This window comes from Streptomyces sp. WAC06614 (assembly GCF_003949795.1).
GTDB lineage: Bacteria > Actinomycetota > Actinomycetes > Streptomycetales > Streptomycetaceae > Streptomyces.
Genome location: NZ_RPRY01000517.1, coordinates 1 through 3,205 on the forward strand (window position 1 = coordinate 1; position 3,205 = coordinate 3,205).

Annotated in this window: 2 protein-coding genes; one reads left to right on the forward strand and one right to left on the reverse strand. The window is 76.4% G+C overall.

Annotated elements, in window-relative coordinates:
• A partial coding sequence (locus EF918_RS34075; protein WP_260610948.1) for a sensor histidine kinase occupies positions 1 to 1,251 on the reverse strand: 1,251 nt, incomplete at its 3' end.
• Positions 1,252 to 1,500: 249 nt separating this feature from the next.
• Between EF918_RS34075 and EF918_RS34080 the strand changes: the two genes are divergently transcribed.
• On the forward strand, positions 1,501 to 3,150 hold the full coding sequence (locus tag EF918_RS34080; RefSeq protein ID WP_125652751.1) for a hypothetical protein: 1,650 nt from the start codon (positions 1,501 to 1,503) through the stop codon (positions 3,148 to 3,150).
• The last annotated feature ends 55 nt before the right edge of the window (positions 3,151 to 3,205 follow it).

Consider the following 3,205-nt stretch of genomic DNA (forward strand, 5'->3'; position numbering starts at 1 on the left):
GTGGGGGCGGGGGCCGTCGTCGGTGACGTCCACGGTCACGGTTGCGGCGGAGCACCGGATCCGGACGTCGGCGCGGGTGCCGGCGGGGGTGTGCTTGAGGGCGTTGGTCAAGGCTTCCTGCACCAGGCGGTGGACGGTCAGTTGGGCGGTGGCGGGCACGTGGGTATGGCTGCCGAGGATGTCGAGCCGGGTCGGCAGCCCCGCGGCGCTCATCCGGTCGACGAGGGCGCCGAGCTGGGCGATGCCGGGCAGGGGGTGGCGCTGCGCGTCGGGCTCGTCGGTCCGCAGGACGCCGAGCGAGCGCCGCATGTCGGTCAGGGCCTGCCGGCCGGTCTCGGACACCTGGACAAGCGTGGTGGTGGTCCGGTCGGGTGACCGGTGCTGCGTCTGCACGGCGGCGTCGGTGAGCGCGACCATGACGGACAGGTTGTGGGTGACGATGTCGTGCATCTCCCGGGCGATGCGGGTCCGTTCCTCGGCGACGGCCAGGCGCGCCTGCTGGTCCTGGTGCTGTTCCAGTCGTGCGGCCCGTTCCTCCAGGGCGGCGACGTAGGCGCGCGCGGTCCGCGCGTTCGAGCCCAGGGCGACGGTGGCGACGACGGTCGCGGTGAGCGCGACGAAGGGAGCCAGGAACGCGCCATCCGTCGCCCAGCGCAGGCACGCCAGCAGTGCCCCGCCCTCGACGACCGCACCGGCGACGAGCGCCGCACGCCCGCCCGCGTACGCGGCGACGGCGTACAGGGCGACCAACACCCCTATGTCGGCGGGTAGTTGGAGGTCGGCCAGCCACTGCACGAAGGCTGCGGCCGCGACGGCACCGAACACCGCGCGGGGGGCCCGCTTCCGCCACCGCAGGGGCAGCGTGAGGGCGACGGTGAGGGCCGCGGCCGGGGGGAACGCGTACGGGGCACGGGTGGCCGCGACATGGAGCAGGAGGAGGGGTGGCAGCAGCAGCGGCGTGGACGGCAGCGCGCGCCGTACGACGGGCGGCAACCGCCGCCCGTAGCGCCGCCCGTAGCGCCGGCCGTACCGGCGGGCGACGGCGGGTGCCGTTTCCGCCGCTTCCGCCGCTTCCGCCGGTCCCGTCGCCCGCGGGGCGGCGACGGCCGGGGCGGGGGCCACGGTCCGGAGACCGGGCGTCGTCACCCGCAGCGCGCGGTCCCGCTGGCGTACGCGGCGGGCACAGCCGTCCCCTGCGGCACCCTCCGTCATCATCACGCCCCTGTCGACGTCCGTTGCGGGCCGTGCCACCAGAGGCCCTTGCGGGCCGTGCCACCGGAGGACAGGGCCCCCACCGCCACGGCCCCTCGGCGTCGCCGTGCCCCGTCCCGCCACCGTAGACGCCACGAGCGGCGGCGCACATGCGCCCGCCGTCGGAGGTCCTGGCACCGGAGTACGACCGCAGGAGGAGCCCGAGTACCTCCTGCGGTCGCAGAGCCGCATCCCTCTCGGGGTGGGCGGTTGCGACCGTGGGCGGCATGCGCCGCAGACCGCGGGCGGATGTGCCGGCGTGTGCGCCGCTTCGAGGATGGCGGGGTGACCGAGACCATCGCGGGACTGTCCCTGTCCCTTCCGGAGTTCCTCGCCGTACTGGCCGCCGTCGCACTGGTGACGGCGCGCTGGCTTCCCCCTGCCGCACGGCCGCGCGTGACCCTCGCGGCCGGGGCGGTGTTCGTCCTGTCCGCGATCGCGCTCGCCGCGGTGGGGATCCGCTGGCAGGTGCTGCCGGTACTGGCGGGTGGTGCCGTCGCGCTGCCGTTCGCCCTCTCCCCGCTGCTCCGGACGCTCCGGCGCCGTCCCGGACGCCCGGCGTGGCGGGCGCGGTGGTGGCTGGCGTTGCCGGGGTCGGTGGCCTGCCTCGGCCTGATCGCCGCCGGACCGTTGGCCGCCTGGGCGTTCCCCGTGCCCGTGTTCCCCGAGCCCTCGGGCTCCTTCGCCGTCGGCACCCGGGTGATCCAGTGGACCGACGCGAACCGCCCCGAGACCTTCACCGCCGACCCGGACGACCGGCGTACGGTCGTGGTCCAGCTCTGGTACCCCGCACAGCAGAGCCCCGCGGACGCGCAACGGGCGCAGTACCTCGGACGTACGGAGCAGGAGGCGCGCACCGTCTCCGAAGCCCTGGCCGGTTCCGTCGGCCTGCCCGGCTTCCTGGTCGACGGCGTACCGCGGGCCCGCTCCCACGCGGTCGTCGACGCCCCGGTGGCCGACGGGGGCGAACGGTTCCCTGTCGTGCTGTTCTCACCCGGCGCGGGCGGGGTGCGCACCCAGAACACCGCCTGGGCGGAGGAACTGGCCAGTCACGGCTACGTGGTGGCCGCCCTCGACCACCCGTACGACTCGGCGGCGGTCGTCCTCGACGACGGCCGGACCCTCCGCGCCACGACCGCCTCCACCGGCGACCGGGAGGCGGACGCGGAACTGGCGGCCGGCTGGACGGCCGTCAGGGCCGCCGACCTCAGCTTCGTCCTCACCCAGTTGGAGGCCCTGAACCGCGGCGCGCTCGCCGCCCCGCCGGCCGGAAGCGCCCCGCCGCCCGGAAGCGCTCGGTCGGTCGGAAGCGCCCCGCCGCCCGGAAGCGCCCCGCCGCCCGGAAGCGCTCGGTCGGTCGGAAGCGCCCCGCCGCCCGGAAGCGCCCCGTCGCCCGGACCGGCCCCGTCGGCCGGCCACGACCTGCTGACCGGACGTCTGGACACCGGCCGGGCCGCGGTGACCGGCCATTCCCTGGGCGGTGCCGCCGCCCTGCAGGCGGCCCGCCAGGATCCCCGGTTCGCCTCCGTCGTCGACCTGGACGGCTACCCCCACGGCCCCACCTCCCCGGCCCTCCACCAGCCGGTCCTCGTCCTCACCCAGGCCATCACCCCGAGCACCGACCCGCGTTACCAGCCCCGCCTCACCGAGGCCCTGGCGTCCGGCACCGCGACCAGCTATCGGCTCACCGTCCCCGGCGCCGCCCACCTCACCTTCATGGACGGCCCGCTGTACCTGCCGCCCGTGCCCTCGATCGTCGGATCCCTGGGCCGCACCGGGAGCCCCCGCGTCGTCGCCACCACCACCCTCGCCTTCCTGGACGCCACGCTGCGGCACGCGCCCGGCGACCTGGTCGGCACGCTGGCGGCCCACGGCACCCTCAGCGTCCACCGCCCATGACGACCGCCGCCGACGCTCCGCACCCCCGAACCGCAACCCCCGCGCACCACAGCCC

What these genes read in the sequence shown, in the direction of transcription:
- EF918_RS34080 (WP_125652751.1), top strand. Translation starts at nt 1,501, where the DNA reads ATGTGCCGGCGTGTGCGCCGCTTCGAGGATGGCGGGGTGACCGAGACC.